Source organism: Streptomyces mutomycini (assembly GCF_001700505.1).
GTDB classification, from domain to species: domain Bacteria; phylum Actinomycetota; class Actinomycetes; order Streptomycetales; family Streptomycetaceae; genus Streptomyces; species Streptomyces mutomycini.
On the sequence record NZ_MAPV01000015.1, the window covers coordinates 24441 to 42420 of the forward strand.

Here is a 17980-nt window from a genome sequence, read left to right on the forward strand (position 1 = left end):
GAGGGGCGGAATCAGGCGATCGACGCCGCCACGATGGCCGAGACTGCCAGGTTGCAGGCAGCCGTCACCCACACCGCCGGGTGCGGCTCCCGCTCCACCAGGGTGGCACCCAGCTTTCCGGGCGTGACCAGGTCCACGACGAGGAAGGCCACGGCCATCATGATCAGGCCGAGCAGCCCGAACGCGGCTGTCGAGGCCAGCCCCTTGCCGAAGTCCTCGTACGTCGTCCAGATCGACGTGAACACGATGCCGCCGATGCCCAGCAGGGCCGAACTCAGGACCAACGCCGCGTTGCGGTTGCGCTCCTCCCATATCTGGCGGCCGAGCTTGCCCGGTGTCAGGGCGTCGATCAGAAATATGCCGAGAACGAGCAGTACGACGCCGAGGGCCCCGTATGCGGTGGCACGGCCGAGGCCGTTGATGATGTCGGTCATCGGGGCGTCCGTCTCCAGAGCGAGTGGTCGAAGAATGGAACATGAATGTGACGGGCGTGATCGACACGCCGTCAAGAGGGAGCAAAACCTATCGCATTCAGCTACTCACTCCGCGTCCCGGTCCCCCTGCCGCAAGCGGGGTGCCTCCGCGGCCGCGTCCACGACCGGAGCGCCCGGGGCCTCGCGTCGCGGGCCCCCGGTGTCATGGGCCGCGTCCCGTCCGTCGTGTGACGGGTCCCCGGTATCCCTCCGCGCGCCCGCGGGGGCCGCGGAGTCCAGGCGGCCGGCCAGCTCCCGCGCCCAGTTGACCAACGCGTCCACACCGATGCCGTGCGGATCCGACGTACGGAATCCCTCGACGACGGCGGAGCCCCGCCGCAACAGCCGTGCCCCGCCTGCCGTGTTGCCCCGGGCAGCGTGCGTGAGCCCCACCGACATCTGCGCGAGGCCCCGCCACAGATCGCGCTCCGCGTCCGGCCCCGACTTCCAGGCGTCCTCGAACACCTCGTGGGCATGGAAGGGCATGCCCGCGTCCAGCAGCCGCTGGGCCTCGCGCACCGTGTCGTCGGGGGAACGGACCACCCCTTCGGGCTGCCGCTCCACCCCCGGAGTCCCGTACGGCAGGGGGCGCCCCAGCCCGTCCCGGGGGCGCGCATTGCGCGCCCGCCCTTCCTCATCGCGGTCCCTGCGAGATTCGTCCACCCGGCGATTGTGCCCCGCACCTGCGAAGAACCACGGGAACCCTGTCCCTGGGCACCCGCGCGCGACTAGGCTCGGTGCTCTCCGCAACCATCCTGGGAAGGGGAGGGCATGAAGCCGTCCCGGCCGTTGTACGAGCGCGAACCGGAACTCGCCGCCGCCGCGAAGGCGTTGGACGCCCTCTGCGGTGGTCAAGCAGTCGGCGGGCTGCTGGTCTTCAGCGGCGAAGCCGGCATCGGCAAGACCGCGCTGCTCGGCGAGATCCAGGCCATGGCCGCCGACCGGTGCACCATCTGGTCCGCACGCGGCGGCGAGACGGTCACCTCGGTGCCCTTCCACGTCGTACGTCAACTGCTCCAGCCCGCGCTCGACCGGTTCCCCGCCGACGAGACCCGCGCCCTGTTCGGCGACTGGTTCGAGATCGCAGCGCCCGCTCTGGGCCTCGCCGATCCCAGCGGCCCGCAGCCCGACCCGCAAGGTGTCAGGGACGGCCTCGACTTCGTCGTGTCCCGGCTCGCTTCCCGCCTCAGCCACCGGCCGCTGCTCCTCATAGTGGACGACGCGCACTGGGCGGACGGTGAGTCCCTGGCCTGGCTCTCAGGCTTCACCGCGCGGCTGTCGGAGCTGCCCGTGCTGGTCCTCCAGGCGCACCGCCCCCAGGAGTTCGCCGACCGGGACGCCGACTGGGCCATCGCCCGCACCCCTCGGAGCGGCGGCACCGAGGGCCACCCGGCACTGACCCGGGTGGCGTTGCGCGCGCTCACCCCCGATGCCACGGCCGACCTGGTCCGCGCCGGCCTGGGGGACCACGCGGACGATCCGTTCTGCCGCGAAGTCTGGGCCGTCACCGGAGGCAATCCGTACGAGGCCGTCGAGCTCGTCGCCAAGGCGCAGGACCGCGAGCTGGCCCCCGTCGAGGAGTCCGCCGGGCTCCTGCGCGAGCTCGGCGCGTCGGCCCGTGGCAGCGGACTCGTCGCCCGCCTCGAACGCCTCGGCACCAACGCGAACCGCTTCGCGTGGGCGGCGGCCGTGCTCGGCACCGAGATCTCCCAGGAACTCGCCGCCACCCTGGCCGGAATGAGCTCGGCCGAGGCCGCGGACTGCACGGCGCGGCTGCGCGACGCCCGTATCGTCAGCGGCTTCGACCCGCTGGAATTCGTCCACCCGCTCATCGCCAGCGCCGTCTACCGCTCCATCCCGCCGGCGACCCGCACCGCCATGCACGGACGGGCCGCCTGGGCGATCACCCAGGCCGGACTCGGTGCCGCGGCGGCCTCCCGCCATCTGCTCGAAGTCCACCCGGACGACGATCAGGAGCTGGTCGCGCAGCTCCGCGAAGCAGCCCGGCAGCACCTCGCGGTCGGCGCCCCCGAGGCAGCCAGACGCTGCCTCGAACGCGCCATGGACGAGCCGCCGCGCCCCGGCGACCGCGCGGCGCTGCTGTACGAGCTCGGCTGTGCCACCCTGCTCTCCTCGCCGGCCACCACGGTGCAGCACCTGCGCGCAGCGCTCGACACGCCCGGGCTCGACGGGGCACTCCGGATCGACGCCACATTCCGGCTCGCCTCCGCCCTGTCCCACAACAACCAGCTGAAGGACGCGGCGCTCTCACTGGCGGCCGAGGCGGCGCGAACCGCTCCGGGCCCCGGCCTGATGCGTCTCCAGGCCGCGCACTTCCTGTGGGAGGGAATGCAGGCCGCCGAGGACGACGGCCCTGGGCGGTCGGCCCGTCTGGCGCGCAACGCGGACCACCTCAGGGGCCGCGACAACGCCGAGCGCGCCCTGCTCACCCTGAGAGCCTTCGACGCCATGCTCCGTGGCGAGAACGCACAACTCGTCGTGGACTTCTGCGAACGCGCGCTCGTCGACGGCAGGCCCGCTCGCGGGCTCGGCTGGACGGACTCCGAATGGGGCTTCGAGCTCCCAGCGATGGTGGGTATCACCTACGCGTTCACCGACCAGCTCGACCGGGCCGAAGCGCTCTTCGGCGAGGCCGTGCGGGCCTTCGAGATCTCCGGCTGGAGCGGCGCGCACCTCGCGTTCGCGCACACCCTCCTGGGTCTCGTGCACCGACGGCGCGGCCGTCTCGCCGAGGCCGAGGGCTTCCTGCGCGAAGGGCTGCGCCTCGCCGACCGGGCCGGCAGCGGACTGCCCGTCCACTGGGACGCCACCTGTCTCCTCGTCGACACCCTGCTCGCCCGCGGCCGGACGGCGGAGGCCCGGCTGGTCGCCGACCGGTACGACTTCGGCCCGCCGTACCCCAGCGCGATGGTCCTGCCGGACGCCCCGTGCGTACGCGGACGACTGCTGCTGGCCGAAGGGCGCACGGAGGAGGCCGTGGCCGAGCTGGAGTCGGCGGGAGCAGCGCTGGAGCCGCGGGGCCGCTTCAACGGGGTCTGGGCTCCCTGGGCCGGGGATCTCGCCCGCGCGCTGGCCGACACCGACCCGGTCCGGTCCGCCCAGCTGGCGACCAGGGCGCGTGTCCATGCGGAACGCTTCGGCACGGACACCGCGATCGGTGAGGCTCTGCGCTGCCTGGCCCTCTTCGTGCCGGCTGAGGAGGCCACGCTCCTGCTGGCCGAGTCCGTACGCCACCTCGAAACGTCCTCGTCCGCGTACGAGCACGCCCTGGCCCGTTTCGAGTACGGCATCGCGATCCGCTCCGAGCGGGAGGTCGCCCGTGCCGAGAAGCTCGCCACCGCATGCGGCGCGGAAGGGCTCGCGACCCGCGCCCAGCAGGTACGCGCGTCGATCCGGTCCTCCGAGTGAGGTAATGTTTGTCCTGCGCAGCCGCCCGGGAGCACCGGGAGGAAACGCATCGGGACGTAGCGCAGCTTGGTAGCGCACTTGACTGGGGGTCAAGGGGTCGCAGGTTCAAATCCTGTCGTCCCGACTCGTAAGAGTCGCAGATCAGGGCCGGTTTCGGAGAAATCCGAAACCGGCCCTTGATCATTTTTGGGGACCAGTTGGGGACCAGCGTCCTTGACCGGGTCAGCGGGTCCTGGCAAGAGGGCTCGGTAGCGAGCGCGGTGCGCGCAGCGCGCTGAAGTGGGCCGAGTCCGGGGTCCGGCCGCAGCCGGGGGCGGCCGTGCCGGCGAATGCGGCAGCCGTGCGGGAGGCCGTGGCCGGGGTGTTGCCGCTCTGGACGTGACGCAGTGCCGTGTCGCTCACGCGCGCGTCCACTTCTGGTTGGCCTGGCCGTTACAGGTCCACAGCACCAGCGGGGTTCCATTGGCGGTGCCGGACCCGCTGGCGTCGAGGGGCATCCAGCCCCGGGCAGTGAGAGGTCAGGCGCTGGCCCGGACGGTCAGGCGGGTGGGGAGAACCAGGGGAGTGGGGTCCTGCCCGTTGACGAGCGCGACGAGCATGCGCGCCATCTCCCGCCCGAGAGCCTCTACAGGCTGATGGACGGTGGTGAGCGGCGGATCGGCGACCTGGGCGACCGCCAGGTCGTCGAAGCCGACCACGGCGACGTCGGCGGGGACCCGTCGGCCGGTCTCCCGCACGATGCGCAGCGCTCCCGCCGCCATGTTGTCGTTGGCGGCGAACACTCCGTCCACGTCGGGGTGTTCCGCCAGCAGCGCGGCCATGGCTGCGGCCCCGCTGCGCTCCGTGAAGTCCCCCTCCGTCGGCGGGAACGGATCGAGACCGGCGCCCAGCATGGCGTCCCGGTAGCCGCGGTACCGGGCGCGCCCGGCCTCGGTGTCCAGACGCCCGCAGATCACGGCCACGCGCCTTCGGCCGAGTGAGACCAGATGCTCGGTCGCCTCACGCGCTCCGCCGACGTTGTCCACGTCCACGTACCACCGGGGAGCCGAACCGACGGGGCGCCCGCCGAACACGACGGGCATCTGCGCCTCGTCGGCCATCCGGGTCAGCGGATCGTCCTCGCGCAGCGCCATCAGCATCACACCGTCCGCGCCCCTGGACCGCAGGAGCTCCTCGACCCGTTTGCGGCCCCGGTCGGACGCGGCCAGGCACAGCATCAGATGCAGGTCCGCCGAGTCCAGGGCGGCCGACGCTCCCACGATCACCCGGGCGAAGAACGGATCGGCGAAGATCGACGGATCCTCCCCCGAGATGACCAGGGCGGCCGCTCCCGTCTGGCGGGTGGCCAGCGCGCGGGCGGTCGAATTGCGTGCGTAACCGAGTTGCCGCACGGCCCGTTCGACGGCCTCGCGTTTTGCGCGGCTCACGTGCGGTGCGTTGTTGAGGGCACGGGAGGCCACTGAGCGGGAAACGCCGGCGTGTTCGGCCACCTCGTCGAGCGTCGGATGCCGACGCGGCGCTGCTTCTGCCATGACTCGTGAGTCTTTCACAGGCGGGGAGGCTCAGGGACGCACATATTGGGACCGCTTCCGGTGCAGTGGCCTACAGGGGGCCTAGTCCCTCGGTGAGAATCGAATGCTGTGCCGAGTATTGACAGCCCAACCGCCCACCCGGACGATTGGGACCGCTTCCAGTGGGAGCGCTCCCAAAGCGCACGTCCTCTGAAATCGAGGTACTGTCTTGAGCCGCAAACTCCGCACCCTGATGGCAGCGCTCTGTGCTCTGCCGCTGGCGTTCGCCGCCGCACCCTCCGCCCACGCCGCCGACCCCACCACCATGACCAACGGGTTCTACGCGGATCCCGAATCGAGCGCGAGCCGGTGGGCGGCCGCCAACCCCGGCGACGGCCGGGCCGCCGCGATCAACGCCTCCATCGCCAACACACCCATGGCCCGCTGGTTCGGCTCCTGGAGCGGCGCCATCGGCACCGCGGCAGGCGCCTACGCCGGAGCGGCGGACGGCCGGGACAAGCTGCCCATCCTCGTCGCCTACAACATCTACAACCGTGACTACTGCGGCGGGCACTCCGCCGGTGGAGCCGCTTCGCCGTCCGCGTACGCCGACTGGATCGCTCGGTTCGCCGGAGGTATCGCGGCCCGCCCGGCCGTCGTCATCCTCGAACCGGACTCTCTCGGAGACTACGGCTGCATGACCCAGGCCCAGATCGACGAACGCGAGGCCATGCTCACCAACGCCCTCGTCGAGTTCAACCGCCAAGCTCCCAACACCTGGGTCTACATGGATGCCGGCAACCCGCGCTGGGCCGACGCGGCGACCATGGCCCGGCGTCTCCACGAAGCCGGCCTCCGACAGGCCCACGGCTTCTCGCTCAACGTCTCCAACTACATAACCACCGCCGAGAACACCGCCTACGGCAACGCCGTCAACAATGAACTGGCCGCTCGCTACGGCTACACCAAGCCGTTCGTCGTGGACACCAGCCGCAACGGCAACGGCTCCAACGGCGAGTGGTGCAACCCCTCCGGCCGCCGCATCGGCACGCCCACCCAGACGGGTGGAGGCGCCGAGATGCTCCTGTGGATCAAGACTCCGGGCGAGTCCGACGGCAATTGCGGTGTCGGATCCGGCTCCACGGCCGGCCAGTTCCTCCCCGAGGTCGCCTACAAGATGATCTACGGCTACTGATCCGGGGAGTCCCGCCGCCCGCACGGGCGACCGCAAACCGCCGGCGGGGCGGGCACTCCCCCGACCATCTCACCGGAGAGGGGCCGACGTGACCCCCTCTTGGAGAGCCTGGCCCCGCGATTTCGTGAAGCGGGCTGTCCGGCAGACGGGCAGGGGAGTAGAAAGCGCCTCTGAGCAGCAAGAATGATGATTGTCGAGGTCTTTGTTCCTGCCACCGTCGGAGGCACCTCCACGGTGATTACCCACTCGGGCGAACTGGCGGCCTGGCACCGGTCTGTGAGGAGCAGTGGTGCAGCAGTCGTTCCTGGCAATGGCAGGACACCGTCTGCGAGCTCAGCGCAAGGCTGCCAGGTCTCATGCCGTGACGGGGCCTGCGAGCAGGCCTCTTGACCCGGCGGCGACCCTTGGGCGTACGTGTCACGGACACGCCCCAGGGGGACCAGTTGGAGTCGCAGATCAGGGCCGGTTTCGGAGAAATCCGAAACCGGCCCTTGATCGTTTCTGGAAGCCGCTGGGGACCAGCTTTCTTGACCGGCGTCAACGGGTCATGACGATCGGGCTCGGCAGGGAGCGCGGAGCGCGCTGAGCTGTGCGGAGAGGACTGCTGGACGAACCCCAGCACCCGGCAGCAGCCGGAACATCATGCTCCCCGCCATTCGGAACCAGCCCGAGCACGTCAGGGAGTGAATGCACGGGAACACCCCGCGTCCTGACGGGGCGGCCGTCCCACGCGCGAAGCTCCTGGTCCACGACACCGTGGGCCAGGAGCTTCGTCATGACGCCCGCCCGAAGCAAGAACGAACCGTACGGCAGGCGCTCAGCCGTCCAGCCGGGAGCGGATCCTCCCCAGCACGTGAGCGGCGTGCGCATCGAGAAAGAAGTGCCCGCCGGAGTACGTGTTCAGCTCGAAGCCGCCGGTGGAGAAGGCGTCCCAGGCCTGCGCACCCGCCGGGGTGACCTGCGGGTCCGCGTCGCCGGTGAACACCACCAGCGGGCAGGCCAGCGGCGGACCCTGGGTGTGGCGGTAGGTCTCCACCGCCCGGTAGTCGTTGCGGATGGCGGGCAGGAGCATGTCCACCACGTCCGGGTCCTCCAGCAGGGTGCCCGCGGTGCCGCCCAGTTCCCGTACCTTGTCGAGCAGCCCCTCGTCGCTGCGCAGGTGGACGCCCTCGTCACGCGAGAGTGAGGGTGCGGAGCGCCCGGAGGCGAAGAGGGCGACCGGCTTGACGCCCTCCTGCTCCAGCCTGCGGGCGACCTCGTAGGCCACCAGCGCACCCATGCTGTGGCCGAACAGGGCCAACGGCCGGTCGGCCCACTGGCGCAGCTCCGCCACCAGTACGTCGGCCAGTTCGGTGACACTGGAGACGAACGGATCCTTGCGCCGCTCCTGCCGGCCCGGGTATTGGACCGCCAGCACGTCGGCCACCGCCGACAGTTGCCGCGAGACCTGGAAGAAGTAGCTGGCGGCGCCGCCCGCATGCGGGAAGCACACGAGGCGGACGCCCGCTTCGGAGGAGTGGAAGCGCCGGATGGAACTGTCGGAGCGTTCCGTCATCTCGGGCATGGTTGTGCTGACTCCCTGGTGATCGGGTAATCGGATCTGCGGAGCGCGCCTGAGCGCCCGGTCATACGACGTCGGATGCCTTCCGGCGGTCGTTCCACCGCTCCACCCAGTCCTCCAGGACGTCGACGGCCGCTTCGGTGCCCTTCTCGGCGCGAACGGCCTCTCCGACACTGGCCGCCCGTCGTGCCATGCCCTGGTCGGTCAGTGCCCTGCCGAGTGCCTCGTCGAGGCGCTCGGCGGTGAACTTGGAGAACGGAATGGGCTGCGGCGACACCCCCATCCGCTGGACCTGAGCCGCCCAGAACGGGCTGTCGCCGAACGTCGGCACGACCACCTGGGGAGTACCCGAACGCAGGGCCTCACCCGTGGTGTTGCAGCCGCCGTGATGGATGACGACCGAGGAGCGGGGGAACAGCCAGGGGTAATGCACGTCGTCGACACGGAACACGTCGTCCGGCACGTTCTCCGGGCCACCGCCCACCAGCACCAGCCGCCGGCCGTGCGAGCGGACCACGCCGAGCACCTTCTCCAGCGTCTTCTCCGGCTGGTGCACCGGCCAGATGCTGCCGAACGACAGCGACACCGGGGCGTCCCCCGACTCCACGAAGTCCACCAGCTCCGCCGACGGGCTCCATTCGCGGTCCCAGAACCAGTATCCGGTGAACCGCGACAGTGCGGGCCAGTCGGACGGCTCGGTGAACATCTCGCGGGTGACCGGGCACAGCAGCGGTACGTCGCGGCCCAGCTCGCGGTAGGGCGCACCGAAGGGCAGCGTCGACATGTCCGCATCCTTGCGGTAGCCCCGGACGGAGATCCAGTCCAGCAGCCCTGCCATCCGGTGCGTCAGCCGGTTGTAGAGCGGACCGAGCCTGGACTGCGGGGCCATCATGGCCGGCCACTGTCCCGTCGGGTTCAGCGGCCACCAAGTCAGCGAAGCCCAGGGTGCCTTGCCGTTGTCCTCGAACAGGATCCGGCTCAGGACGCTGTTGACCACCAGGTCGGCGCCCTTGCACACCTCCTCGATGCGGGAGGCCAGCAGCCGGATGTGCTCCTGCGTGTGACGCGGCACCTTGCGGGCCGCCTTGAAGAGCGAGGCACCCTGCTGCAGTGCCTCGGCGAGCGCCGGATGTGCCAGGAAGTCCTTGGGGCTGCCCGGCAGTTCGGCGAAGTCCAGACCGGACTCCCGCACCAACTTCTCGAAGTCTCCGTGGGTGGCAAGAAGGACCGAGTGCCCCCGGGACATCAGGGTGGTGCCCAGTGCGATGAAGGGCTGGACATCACCCCGTGACCCTGTAACAACGAGTGCAACCTGCATGAGTCCTCCGTACGAAAGGGACGAGTGAGGGGGGGAGCCGCCCGGTTGCTGCGGTGTTTCAGTAGTAGGGGACGTAGCGGTCGAGCATGCGGTCGAGGTAGTCGGCGTCGGTCACGGACTTCATCTCGGGCAGCAGTCCGCAGAGCTTCTCGACCGACACACGGGTCATGGAGAGGGGCCCGTCGACGATCTCGTGCCGTGCCGAGACCCCCAGCCGCTCCTCGATACCGTGGATCACCGCCTGGACCGGCAGCGGCCTGCCGGAGGCGACGTTGACCACCTCGTTGTCGACGCCCTTCTCGAGCAGTGCGTCGACGGCCCGGGTCAGGTCGGCCGCGTCGATCAGGTCGCGGTGCGCTCCCTGGTAAAGCCGCACGCTGCCGCTGCGCACCTGCTGTACGAACGCGGGAAGCAGCTGGTGCGGGCGCTGCCAGCGGCCCATCGCGTGACTCACCCGCAGTACGAGCCAGGGCGCGCCGGATTCGGCGACGATGCGTTCCAGCCGGAGCTTCTGCCTGCCGTACGGCGAGGTCGGCAGCAGCTCGGCGTCCTCGGCCATCGTCGTGTCCCCGGTGCCGTACAGGGCGTGGGACGCGCTGGACAGGAACACCACGAGGCGGCCGTCGGCGCGGCACCTGCGGGTGACCTCGTCCACCAGGGCGGCCTCGCGGGCGAACTCGGCCTCGGCGAGGACGCTGGTGCTGGAGACACCGGCGGCCAGCACCGTGGCGTGTGGATGGCGTTCACCGACGGTGGCCAGATTTCGGGCGATGAAGCCGTTACCGACGATCTCCATCAGATGTCCTCCGTGGCGGTGACGCGGATCGCCGACTTCGCTATGCCGTCGATCAGTTCGGCGGTTCGTACGGTCGTGGCGGCCCAGCTGTCGTGGTCCCGGTCGGCTCCCACGGCGACGGTCTGCCGCACGGCGGCGGCGAACGCGGCCACCGAGTTGGCGAACTGGTGCTCGGCAGGCAGGACGATCTCCTCGGCGTGGTTCTGCCCCTCGATGCGCAGCAGGGGCACCGCGGTCGGCGGCGGAGTGAAGGCACGGTCCACGGAAAGCCGCGCGTCGCTGCCCCACAGGGTGTAGCGGGAGCCGTAGGTGTGGAGGAAGCCGAAGCTGAGCGTGGCGATCTGCCCGGTGGTCGACGCGAGTACCGCGCTGCCTGCGACATCGACGTCCGACGCCGGGTCGTGGCGCAGTACGGCCCCGGCGACGGTGAGGTCGTCGCCGAGGAAGTACTGGGCGAGGCGCACCGGGTAGATGCCCGCGTCCAGCAGGGCGCCGCCGCCGAGCTCGGGCCGGTAGCGGACGTCCTGCGTGGGCAACGGCGGGAAGCAGAACGCCGCGTCGACGTGCCGCAGTTGACCGATCCGCCCCTTCGCGACCAGGTCGGCCACGCTCCGGTGGAACCCGTGGTGGACGAAGGCGAGGTTCTCGCGCAGCACCAGGCCGCGCTCCCGTGCGAGCCGGGTCAGCGCGGTGGTGTCCGCCGCGCAGGTAGTCAGGGGCTTCTCGGCCAGGACGTGCTTGCCCGCTTCGAGCGCGGATCGTACCCAGGAGGAGTGCAGGGCGTTGGGGACGGACACGTAGACCGCGTCGATGTCGTCCCGTTCGAGCAGCCGCTCGTAGCCGTGCACGGCCTCGCAGTCGAACCGGGATGCGAAGGACTCGGCCTTCGCCTGCTCCCGGCTGGCGATGGCGGTGATGACGGTGTCCGGTGTCTCGCGCAGCGCGGGCAGGGTGCGCCGCGCCGCGATCGAGGACGCGCCGAGCACGCCGACCCGCACGGGGCCGGGTGAGGGGGAAGTACTCAAGTGCATTCTCCTCCGGCTGGGCCCAGCAGGCTGTGCAGGCACGCGAGCAGGGTCCTGGCCTGGATGTTCAGGTAGTTGCTGTGCTGCACGAGGTCCGACAGCTGGTGAACGGTCAGCCAACGGAAGTCGTCCGGCTCCACCAGCTCGCGCTCCGCGCGGAGTTCGACGATCAGATAGCGGCTGCGCGTGTGGAAGAACCGACCGCCCTCCTCGGACAGCACGGTGTCGAAGTGGACGGCGTCGGCGGGGGCGTGCAGCACCTCGTCCAGGAACGGGGGAGCGGCCTCGGACGGAAGAACAGCGTAGTTCTCCGGAGTGCACTGCACGGTGGGCGCCAGTTCGACAGCGTCCATGAACCCGGGTTCGGAGCCGACCCGGACCAGGACGTGCAGTACGCCGCCGATCCGCTGCACGAGGAAGGCTGCGACGCCCTGACCGCGCGCCTCGATCATCGGCTGGGTCCAGCTGGCGACCTCGCGGCTGCCGGTCCGGACGTCCACTGCCATCACGTCGAAGAACACTCCACGGTCGTGCGAGATGCGGTCCTCGGAGCGCTGCCAGTTGCGGACGCTGCCGAGATCCACCAGGTGCGCTTCGCCCGTGAAGCCGCCCCGCGCCCCTGTGAACCAGTTGCGGACGGAGCCAGGGGAGTGCAGTGCGCCGTATCCGGGATCCAGTGATCTGGCCAGTGCGGAGCCGATGCTTGCGTCCTCCACCGGCCAGGGCGCGGCCGGTGCACCGTCGAAGGCCCACGGGCCGGAGGGCGAAGGGGAGGTGAGCGGGAAGCAGGCCATGACCGAGCGCGAGTCCATGTTCACCAGGTCGTCCACCGACAGCAGGGCGTGCAGCTGTCCTACGGACAGCCAGTAGAAGCCGTCCAGTAACTCCACGTCATCGGATGTAGCGACAATGATGTTTCGATTCCGTTTCCGGTAGAACCAGGATCCTTGCTCCGACTGGAGAACATCGGCCAGCACCTGGTGCCGGGATGCGTTCCGGAAGAAGTCGAGATAGGGAACCGGCCGGCCGCCGTGCACCCGGGTGTAGTTACTCCGGGTCGCCTGCACCGTGGGCGATATCTGTACCTTGTTGTGATTGCCCGGCTCCATCTTTGCCTGCATCAGGCAATGCGGTATGCCGTCGAATTCCTTGACCAGGATGCCCAGTACGCCGACTTCGGGTTGATTGATGATCGGCTGGTCCCATTCGGGCACCGCCCCGGAGGCGTTCCGAAACCGTAGACCCTGGACCGAAAAGAATTTCCCGCTCTCGTGGACGAGGTTTCCGTGCGGCTCCTCGAAACGCCAGCCTTTCAGCTTGTTGAACGGGATGCGGCGTATCTCTGAACTTTCTCTTTCGACGTACGCGGCGAACCATGCGTGAAATTCCCGCAGGCTGGAGACAGCCCGGTCGGCTTCTCGTATGGAGCGGGCTATTCCGGCTGCTGAGCGGGTCTCCGGCTTGGTTAAGGCATCGGCGCTGCCCGGCAGGGCGTGCGTCATCAGTAGTCGCTCCTTGTTCCCTGGCTGTCCCCTGGCGCGGATTGTAACCAGTGTGTAACTAGCGGAGGAAGGCATTCAGTAGGGACGGCTGCGGCGCGGCGCCCCTTCAGGTACTGCCAACTCCTGCTATCGCCCGGATCGTGTCTGGGCATACACTTCCTGAGCCCTGCTAGTCCTACGTCTCCGGTGCTCAGCTGTCAACACTTTCCAGGGCGCGCTGCGGGCGAAAAAAGCGCAAATTTTGCGGGTGTTTCCATGCCCCGAACAGCCGTCCCCGTGCTGACAGGGACCGCACCTGGAAGACTAGTTGAACAGCTTGACGTGATCCACGTCACATTGCCTCTGTTTGATGGCCTATGGCAGTATTGATGTTGCGCTTCTCCGCTGCTCTATAGCTGTGATTGGCTGGGGTTCACTTTGTCCAGGAGTTCTCGTTCGCTGCGGCGCGATAATGAGGCCGATCAGATTGCTGTGATCGGTCTTTCCTGCCGTCTGCCGCGGGCCGACTCATCGGCGCGATTATGGGAACTCCTGCGCGACGGGGTCGACGCCATTACCCCGCTGCCCTCGGGGCGGTGGCAACAGCGCTCCTCCGAAGAAGTGGAGGTGGTCTGCGAACGAGGCGGATTCCTCGACCGGGTCGATCAGTTCGACGCCGACTTCTTCGGCATCTCGCCGCGCGAGGCAGCGGCCATGGATCCTCAGCAGCGCCTCGCGCTCGAACTCGGCTGGGAACTGCTGGAGAACGGCGGCATCACCTCCGAGCGCATGGCCGCCCTGCGCGCCGGCGTCTTCGTCGGCGCGATGAACGACGATTACGCGACCCTCACCCGGCAGCGCAGTTCGCAAGCGGTCTCGCACCACACTCTCGCCGGTCTGCAGCGAAGCATGATCGCCAACCGGCTCTCCTACCTCCTCGGTGTGAACGGCCCCAGCCTCACCATCGATTCGGGCCAGTCGTCCTCCCTGGTCGCCGTCCACATGGCATGCCAGAGCCTCCGCGCGGGAGAGTGCGAGATCGCCCTCGCCGGCGGGGTGAACCTCAACCTCAGCTTCGACGGCACCCTGAGCGTCTCCCGGTTCGGCGGGCTCTCCCCCGACGGCCGCTGCTACACCTTCGACGCCCGCGCCAACGGCTACGTACGGGGCGAGGGCGGCGGCTTCGTCCTCCTCAAGCCCCTGGCGCAGGCGCTGCGGGATGGCGACCACATCCACGGCGTGTTGCGCGGCAGCGCCGTCAACAACGGCGGCGGTGACAGCCTCACCACCCCCAGCCAGCAGGCCCAGGAGGATGTACTCCGCCGGGCGTACACCGCGGCGGGAGTACGCCCCGAGGACATCCAGTACGTCGAACTCCACGGCACCGGCACAGCTGTCGGCGACCCCATCGAGGCCGCGGCGCTCGCCACCGTGCTCGGCTCCGTCCGCCCGGCGGACGCACCCTTGCAGGTCGGCTCGGCCAAGACGAACGTCGGCCACCTGGAGGGCGCCGCTGGCATCGTCGGCCTGCTCAAGGTCCTGCTCTCCCTGGAGGCGGGGGAGCTCCCCGCCAGCCTCAACTTCGAAACACCCAACCCGGCCATCCCGCTGTCTGACTGGCACCTCCAGGTCCAGACCGAGCGCTCGCCCTGGCCGCGTCCGGACATATCGCTGGTGGCCGGTGTGTCGTCGTTCGGCCTGGGCGGGACGAACGCGCACGTGGTGGTGGAGCAGGCTCCCGTGGTGAAGCGGGCCCCGGTGGTGGAGCAGGAACAGATTCACGTGGCGGAGCCTGCGGGGGGTGTGGTGCCGTGGGTGATTTCGGGCCGGTCGGCTGCGGGGTTGCGTGGGCAGGCGGCGCGGTTGCGGGAGTTCGTGACGTCGTCGGACGTCTCGCTTGCGGATGTCGGCCATTCGCTGGTGTCGTCGCGGGCGGGGATGGAGCACCGGGCGGTGGTGCTGGGGTCGGATCGTGAGGAGTTGGTGGCCGCTCTGGAGGCGGTGGCGGCGGGTGAGCCGGCTGAGGGTGTGGTCTCCGGAGTGCGGCGCGAGGGTGCGTCGGGCGTGGTGTTCGTGTTCCCGGGGCAGGGTGCGCAGTGGGCGGGCATGGCTGTCGGGCTGCTGGTCTCCTCGCCGGTTTTCGCGGGGCGGTTCGGTGAGTGCGTGACCGCGTTGGAGCCATACATCGACTGGGTGCCGGAGGATGTGCTGGCAGGGCGGGAGGGTGCACCGTCCCTTGAACGGGTGGATGTGGTCCAGCCGTTGCTGTGGGCGGTGATGGTGTCTCTCGCGCAGGTGTGGCGTGCTCACGGGGTGCAGCCTGCTGCTGTGGTGGGGCATTCGCAGGGTGAGTTGGCGGCTGCGGTGGTGGCGGGGGTGCTGTCGCTGGAGGATGCGGCGCGTGTTGTGGCGTTGCGGAGTCAGTTGATCGGGCGGGAGTTGGCCGGTCGGGGTGGCATGGTGTCGTTGCCGTTGGCGGAGGATGCCGCGTCGGAGCTGATCGGTCCGTGGTCGGGTCGGGTCAGTGTGGCGACGGTGAACGGGCCGCGTTCGACGGTGGTGGCCGGTGAGGCGGTGGCGCTGGATGAGCTGATGGCGGTGTGCGAGCGTGATGAGGTGCGTGCGCGCCGGATTCCGGTGGATTACGGGTCGCACAGTCCGCAGGTCGAGCTGCTGAGGGACGCACTGTTGGAGCTGGCTGCTCCGGTGGTGCCGCGTTCGGGTGACGTGCCGATGTATTCGTCGGTGACTGCGGAGTTGCTGGCGGAGGGTGTGGCGGACGGGGATTACTGGTATCGCAATCTGCGTCAGCCGGTGCGTTTCGAGGAGACGGTTCGCGGGCTCATTGCTGACGGTCACACCATGTTCGTGGAGGTGAGCGCGCATCCGGTGCTGACGTCTCCGGTGGAGGAGACCGGTGAGGCGATGGGCATCGAGGTGTACGCGGGCGGCACCCTGCGCCGTGATCAGGGTGACCGCCGTCGGTTCCTGTCCTCGCTGGGCGAGTTATGGGCCAACGGCGGCACGCCCGACTGGTCGGCGGTCTTCGCCGGCATCGATGTCCGCCGGGTCGCGCTGCCGACCTACGCCTTCCAGACCAAGCACTACTGGCTCGACAGCGCGGTCGCGTACCCCGAGGCCGGGGGCGCCACGTCGGCGGCAGTCGGCACGTACGACAGCAGTGACACCAGCGGTGCGGACGACGTGGCGCCGAACGTCTCGCACGCGGTGCGGGCCCACACGGCAGCCGTGCTGGGGCACGGCGCTGCGGAGGAGGTCGACGTACGGCGCTCGTTCAAGGACCTGGGCTTCGACTCGATCATGCTCGGTGATCTGCGCAGTCGGCTGAACACCGTGCTGGACCAGCGGCTGACCACGGCCGCCCTCTTCTCGCACCCCACCCCGGCCCGGCTGGCAGGACACCTGGAGTCCGTACGCGGCAGTGCCGGAGACCGGCGGCCTGCCGCCGTCACGGTGCGTGAGCCTGACCGCGACCGTGCGGCGGACTGCGCGGAAGATCCGATCGCCATCGTGGCAATGAGCTGCCGCTTTCCCGGCGGGGTGAGTTCTCCCGAGGACCTGTGGCGGCTCCTTTCCACGGGCCAGGACGCGATCTCGAGCTACCCCGACGACCGCGGCTGGGACCTGGAACGGTTGCTGAGCCCGGACGGCCGGGGCCGCGTCTCCACCGGAGTCGGCGGCTTCGTCGACGGCGCCACGGACTTCGACCCGCGCTTCTTCGGGATATCCCCGCGCGAAGCGCTGGCCATGGACCCGCAGCAGCGGCTGCTGCTGGAAACCTCGTGGGAGCTGCTGGAGCGCGCCGGCATCGATCCGGAGCTTCTGCGCGGCAGCAGGACCGGCGTGTTCGTCGGCACGATGGACCAGGAGTACGGCCCCCGGCTGCACGAGGCCCCGGAGACGCTCGACGGCCTGATGCTCACCGGCAAGACGACCAGCGTCGCCTCGGGCCGCATCGCATACGTGCTCGGACTGACCGGGCCCGCGCTCACCGTCGACACCGCCTGCTCGTCCTCACTGGTGGCGCTCCACCTGGCCGTGGCGTCTCTGCGGCGCGGCGAGTGCTCGCTGGCCCTCGCAGGCGGCGCCACCGTGCTGTCGACACCGGGCATCTTCACCGAGATGACCAGCCAGCAGGGGCTGGCGCTCGACGGCCGCTGCAAGGCCTTCGCCGGCGCCGCCGACGGGACCGGCTTCTCGGAAGGTGCCGGGATGCTGCTGGTCGAGCGGCTCTCCGACGCACGCCGCAACGGCCACCGTGTGCTCGCGGTCGTACGTGGCTCCGCGATCAACCAGGACGGCGCGTCCAACGGCCTCACCGCGCCCAACGGGCTCTCCCAGCAGCAGGTCGTAAGGGACGCCTGGGCCAGCGCCGGGCTCGGCTCCGCCGACGTGGACATGCTGGAGGCCCACGGCACCGGAACCGCACTTGGCGACCCCATCGAGGCGGATGCGCTGCTGGCGACGTACGGTCAGGACAGGGCCGAAGACCGGCCGCTGCTGCTCGGCTCGCTCAAGTCCAACATCGGCCACACGCAGGCCGCAGCGGGTGTCGCGGGCGTCATCAAGTCGGTACTGGCCATCCGGCACGGCCTCGTGCCGGCCACGCTCCACGTCGACGAACCGACGCCCGAGGTGGACTGGTCCACCGGAGCGGTGCGCCTGGCCACGGAGAGCACCCCCTGGCCCGAGGCCAGCCCGGTCCGGCGGGCCGGTGTCTCCTCGTTCGGCATCAGCGGGACCAACGCCCACGTCATCGTCGAGCAGGCACCCGTCGACGCTGCGGCCTCCGCGGCGGCACCCGTGCCCGGCGCGCGGCTGCGCGAGGACGGCCCGCTTCCCTGGATCGTCTCGGGCCGCACAGCGGCAGGACTGCGCGCACAGGCCGCACGGCTGCGGCGGTTCGCCGCCGACAGCGGGGCGACGGACGAGGAGCTGGGACGCGCCCTGGCCATCACCAGGTCTGCGCTGGAACACCGCGCCGTCGTGGTGGCGGAGGACCGCGAGACGCTCCTGGCCGGACTCGGCGCGCTGGAGACGGGCGAATCCGCTGCCCATGTGTTCAGCGGCCAGGTGTCCGGCGAGCCGGGCGCCGTGGTGTTCGTGTTCCCGGGTCAGGGTTCGCAGTGGGTGGGTATGGCGGTGGGGCTGTTGGATTCGTCTGGGGTGT

Annotated in this window: 12 protein-coding genes, 1 tRNA gene and 1 pseudogene; 4 read left to right on the forward strand and 10 right to left on the reverse strand. The window is 69.9% G+C overall.

The annotated features are described in order from the left end of the window. Window positions 1-11: 11 nt before the first annotated feature. Both BFF76_RS02075 and BFF76_RS02080 read right to left on the reverse strand, forming a co-directional pair. Window positions 12-434 carry a DUF350 domain-containing protein gene (locus BFF76_RS02075; RefSeq protein WP_065846915.1) on the reverse strand — a complete coding sequence of 141 codons (423 nt, stop codon included), beginning with the start codon at window positions 432-434 and terminating at the stop codon, window positions 12-14. A gap of 105 nt (window positions 435-539) precedes the next feature. Next, window positions 540-1136 carry a DUF309 domain-containing protein gene (locus tag BFF76_RS02080; RefSeq protein ID WP_079122289.1) on the reverse strand — a complete coding sequence of 199 codons (597 nt, stop codon included), beginning with the start codon at window positions 1134-1136 and terminating at the stop codon, window positions 540-542. A 108-nt stretch (window positions 1137-1244) separates the two neighbouring features. Between BFF76_RS02080 and BFF76_RS02085 the strand changes: the two genes are divergently transcribed. Together BFF76_RS02085 and BFF76_RS02090 are read left to right on the forward strand one after the other, a co-directional pair. Then, window positions 1245-3902 (forward strand): ATP-binding protein, encoded by a 2658-nt coding sequence (locus tag BFF76_RS02085; RefSeq protein ID WP_065846917.1) that lies wholly within the window; start codon window positions 1245-1247, stop codon window positions 3900-3902. A gap of 50 nt (window positions 3903-3952) precedes the next feature. After that, window positions 3953-4026, forward strand: a tRNA-Pro gene (locus BFF76_RS02090). Between the two features lie 98 nt (window positions 4027-4124). Here the strand turns inward: BFF76_RS02090 and BFF76_RS32620 are convergent. The 3 genes and pseudogenes from BFF76_RS32620 to BFF76_RS02095 form a co-directional block, all read right to left on the reverse strand. After that, window positions 4125-4304: a hypothetical protein gene (locus BFF76_RS32620; protein ID WP_141695558.1), complete on the reverse strand. Its 180-nt coding sequence runs from the start codon at window positions 4302-4304 to the stop codon at window positions 4125-4127. Then, window positions 4301-4393 (reverse strand): annotated as a pseudogene (locus BFF76_RS32050) (RICIN domain-containing protein); the annotation flags it as partial. The gene BFF76_RS32620 and the pseudogene BFF76_RS32050, both read right to left, overlap by 4 nt. Before the next feature lie 27 nt (window positions 4394-4420). Next, on the reverse strand, window positions 4421-5434 hold the full coding sequence (locus BFF76_RS02095) for a LacI family DNA-binding transcriptional regulator (protein ID WP_031100766.1): 1014 nt from the start codon (window positions 5432-5434) through the stop codon (window positions 4421-4423). 232 nt (window positions 5435-5666) lie between these two features. On the opposite strand from BFF76_RS02095, the gene BFF76_RS02100 reads away from it, so the two are divergent. Continuing rightward, entirely contained in the window at window positions 5667-6608 is a 942-nt protein-coding gene (locus BFF76_RS02100) for a glycoside hydrolase family 6 protein (RefSeq protein WP_381824682.1), read from the forward strand. An 817-nt stretch (window positions 6609-7425) separates the two neighbouring features. Here BFF76_RS02100 and BFF76_RS02105 read toward each other — a convergent pair. The 5 genes from BFF76_RS02105 to BFF76_RS02125 form a co-directional block, all read right to left on the reverse strand. Further along, complete coding sequence (locus BFF76_RS02105; protein ID WP_031100761.1) at window positions 7426-8163, reverse strand: thioesterase II family protein; 738 nt, start codon at window positions 8161-8163, stop codon at window positions 7426-7428. A gap of 70 nt (window positions 8164-8233) precedes the next feature. Beyond that, window positions 8234-9487 (reverse strand): glycosyltransferase, encoded by a 1254-nt coding sequence (locus BFF76_RS02110; RefSeq protein WP_051834794.1) that lies wholly within the window; start codon window positions 9485-9487, stop codon window positions 8234-8236. 58 nt (window positions 9488-9545) lie between these two features. Then, the gene (locus BFF76_RS02115) at window positions 9546-10283 is read right to left on the reverse strand and encodes an NAD-dependent epimerase/dehydratase family protein (RefSeq protein ID WP_065846919.1); all 738 of its coding nucleotides are present in this window, start codon (window positions 10281-10283) and stop codon (window positions 9546-9548) included. Beyond that, complete coding sequence (locus BFF76_RS02120) at window positions 10283-11308, reverse strand: Gfo/Idh/MocA family protein (RefSeq protein WP_065846921.1); 1026 nt, start codon at window positions 11306-11308, stop codon at window positions 10283-10285. Before BFF76_RS02120 ends, BFF76_RS02115 begins: the two co-directional genes overlap by 1 nt. Beyond that, the gene (locus BFF76_RS02125; protein WP_079122290.1) at window positions 11305-12810 is read right to left on the reverse strand and encodes an NDP-hexose 2,3-dehydratase family protein; all 1506 of its coding nucleotides are present in this window, start codon (window positions 12808-12810) and stop codon (window positions 11305-11307) included. Before BFF76_RS02125 ends, BFF76_RS02120 begins: the two co-directional genes overlap by 4 nt. A gap of 471 nt (window positions 12811-13281) precedes the next feature. On the opposite strand from BFF76_RS02125, the gene BFF76_RS02130 reads away from it, so the two are divergent. Beyond that, window positions 13282-17980: type I polyketide synthase (locus BFF76_RS02130; RefSeq protein ID WP_141695559.1), on the forward strand; the 4699-nt coding region annotated here is incomplete at its 3' end.

What these genes read in the sequence shown, in the direction of transcription:
- BFF76_RS02075 (WP_065846915.1), bottom strand. Translation starts at nt 434, where the DNA reads ATGACCGACATCATCAACGGCCTCGGCCGTGCCACCGCATACGGGGCC.
- BFF76_RS02085 (WP_065846917.1), top strand. Translation starts at nt 1,245, where the DNA reads ATGAAGCCGTCCCGGCCGTTGTACGAGCGCGAACCGGAACTCGCCGCC.
- BFF76_RS02095 (WP_031100766.1), bottom strand. Translation starts at nt 5,434, where the DNA reads ATGGCAGAAGCAGCGCCGCGTCGGCATCCGACGCTCGACGAGGTGGCC.
- BFF76_RS02100 (WP_381824682.1), top strand. Translation starts at nt 5,667, where the DNA reads ATGGCAGCGCTCTGTGCTCTGCCGCTGGCGTTCGCCGCCGCACCCTCC.
- BFF76_RS02105 (WP_031100761.1), bottom strand. Translation starts at nt 8,163, where the DNA reads ATGACGGAACGCTCCGACAGTTCCATCCGGCGCTTCCACTCCTCCGAA.
- BFF76_RS02110 (WP_051834794.1), bottom strand. Translation starts at nt 9,487, where the DNA reads ATGCAGGTTGCACTCGTTGTTACAGGGTCACGGGGTGATGTCCAGCCC.
- BFF76_RS02115 (WP_065846919.1), bottom strand. Translation starts at nt 10,283, where the DNA reads ATGGAGATCGTCGGTAACGGCTTCATCGCCCGAAATCTGGCCACCGTC.
- BFF76_RS02125 (WP_079122290.1), bottom strand. Translation starts at nt 12,810, where the DNA reads ATGACGCACGCCCTGCCGGGCAGCGCCGATGCCTTAACCAAGCCGGAG.